The organism is Streptomyces flavofungini (assembly GCF_041028215.1).
Lineage (GTDB): Bacteria > Actinomycetota > Actinomycetes > Streptomycetales > Streptomycetaceae > Streptomyces > Streptomyces flavofungini_B.
In genome coordinates this window covers 1-2,244 of record NZ_JASKYR010000947.1, presented here as the reverse complement: position 1 = coordinate 2,244, position 2,244 = coordinate 1, and the positions used below count along the sequence as shown (strand labels likewise).

Genomic DNA, 2,244 nt, shown 5'->3' with positions numbered 1-2,244 from the left:
CGCGGTAGGCGGGGCTGAKSMCCKSCGCGGGCGAGCGTGTCGCCATCGTCGGACCCTCGGGCGCCGGTAAGTCGACCCTCGGCCGCATCCTGACGGGCATCCACGAGCCGCGCACCGGCACGGTCACGCTGGGCGGCGTCCCGGTGCACGAACTGCCGTTGGAGGAGCTGCGCCGCCACATCGCCCTGGTCACGCAGGAGCACCACGTCTTCCTCGGGACGGTGCGCGAGAACGTCGCGCTGGCCGCGCCGGACGCCTCCGACGAACAGGTGACGGCGGCCCTCGCCGCGGTGGCCGCCAAGGAGTGGGTCCTCGCCCTGCCGGACGGTCTCGACACCGAGCTGGGCACCGACGACCACCCGGTGTCACCCGCCCAGGCGCAGCAGCTGGCACTGGCCCGGCTCGTGCTCGCCGACCCGCACACCCTCGTGCTCGACGAGGCCACGTCCCTGCTCGACCCGCGGGCCGCCCGTGATCTGGAGCGTTCGCTCGCGGGTGTGCTGCGTGGCCGCACCGTCATCTCCATCGCCCACCGGCTGCACACCGCCCATGACGCGGACCGTGTGGTCGTGATGGAGGAAGGCCGCATCACCGAACAGGGTCCGCACGAGGAGCTGGTCTCCGCGGGCGGGGCCTATGCCGGGCTGTGGGAGTCCTGGCACGGTCGCGGACCCTCCGCGGCCTCGAAGTCCGCCGTCCCCTCGCCCCCCTTGGACCAGCCCGAACACTGAGCTCCAGGAGAGACCCTTGCAAGCTGAGCGCACGCACATAGTCGACGCCGAAGCCATCGCCACCATCGTCTCGAAGGTGGGACTGGGGCAACTCTACGACCTGACCATCGCCCGGATGGAGACCGTTCTCGCCGGGGGCCCCGGTGCCCCCGTGGAGATGAAGCAGCGGGACGGTTTCCTGCTCGAAACCCCCCAGCTCGGTCTGCTGGAGTGGATGCCCGCGGTCCGCCAGGGCGCCACGGTCTCCATCAAGATGGTCGGCTACAACCCGCACAACCCGGTCAAGAACCAGCTCCCCACGATCCTCTCGACGCTGTGTGCCTTCGACGCGGACAGCGGGCATCTGCGGGCGATCGTGGACGGCACGTTCGCCACCGCCATCCGTACGGGTGCGGCGTCGGCGCTGGCCAGCCGGGTGCTCGCGCGTCCGGACTCCACCGTGCTCGGCCTGGTGGGCTGCGGTGCGCAGGCCGTCACCCAACTGCACGCCCTGTCGCGGGTCTTCCCCTTCACCGAGGTGCTGGTCTGCGACAAGGACGTGCGGGCGGAGAACTCCTTCGCGGCCAGGGCGAGGACGCCGGAGGGGCTGGTGCGGATCGCGCCGCTGGCGGAGGTGGAGGAGCGGGCCGACGTGCTGTGCACCGCCACCTCGGTCGGGCCCCACCAGGGTCCGGTCATCAGCGGTACGTCACTCAAGCCGTGGGTGCACGTGAACACCATCGGTTCGGACATGCCGGGCAAGACGGAGCTGCCCGTGGACCTGCTGCGCCGGGCGTTCGTCTGCCCCGACCATGTGGAGCAGGCGCGGGCGGAGGGCGACTGCCAGCAGCTCACCCCCGAGGAGATCGGCCCGCCGCTCCCCGAACTCCTCCTGGACGCGGACGCGCACCGCAGACTGTCGCCGGTCACGACGGTGTACGACTCGACGGGTCTCGCGCTCCAGGACCTGGTGATGGTCGAGGTGTTCGAGGAGCTCGCGCGGGAGCTGGGGGTCGGTCACCGGATCGCCGTCGAGGCCACGGCCGACGACCCGCAGGACCCGTACTCCTTCCTGCCGGGGGCGGTCACCCGTTCCTGGGCCGGGCAGTCCGGGGCACGGCGATGACCGCGGCCCCAATCCCGGGGCATGCCGGGCCCGTGGTGGACACGGGCGTGTCCACGGTCCTCGAACTGATCGGCCGCGAGGTGGCGGAGCACCCCGGCGCCCCCGCCGTGCGGGAGCCGGGCCGGACGGTGACGTACGCGGAGCTCGACCGGCTCGCGGACACCGTCGCGGGCCGTCTCTCGGGGGAGTTCGGCATCGGCCGGGGTGAGGTGGTGCTCATCGCCGCGCGGGCGGGGGCCGACTTCACCGCGGCGGTGCTCGGCACCCTGCGGGCCGGGGCCGCGTATCTGCCGGTGGACACGGCGTATCCGCCCGAACGCATCGAGCAGATCCTGCGGGCGAGCAAGGCCTCGCTGATGGTCCTCGCCGACCCCGGGAACGCGGCCGCGGGCGGGCCGGCGGCGCGCA

The 2,244-nt window shown here is 72.8% G+C and carries 2 protein-coding genes and 1 pseudogene; all 3 read left to right on the top strand.

The window, feature by feature from the left end; genetic code table 11:
• Positions 1–29 precede the first annotated feature (29 nt).
• Positions 30–731 (top strand): annotated as a pseudogene (locus tag AB8Z36_RS36955) (ABC transporter ATP-binding protein); the annotation flags it as partial.
• A gap of 16 nt (positions 732–747) precedes the next feature.
• A complete protein-coding gene (locus tag AB8Z36_RS36950) occupies positions 748–1,836 on the top strand; it encodes an ornithine cyclodeaminase family protein (RefSeq protein ID WP_369217760.1) in 1,089 nt (362 codons plus the stop codon).
• A gap of 32 nt (positions 1,837–1,868) precedes the next feature.
• The coding region (locus AB8Z36_RS36945; RefSeq protein WP_369217759.1) for an AMP-binding protein at positions 1,869–2,244 on the top strand (376 nt) is incomplete at its 3' end.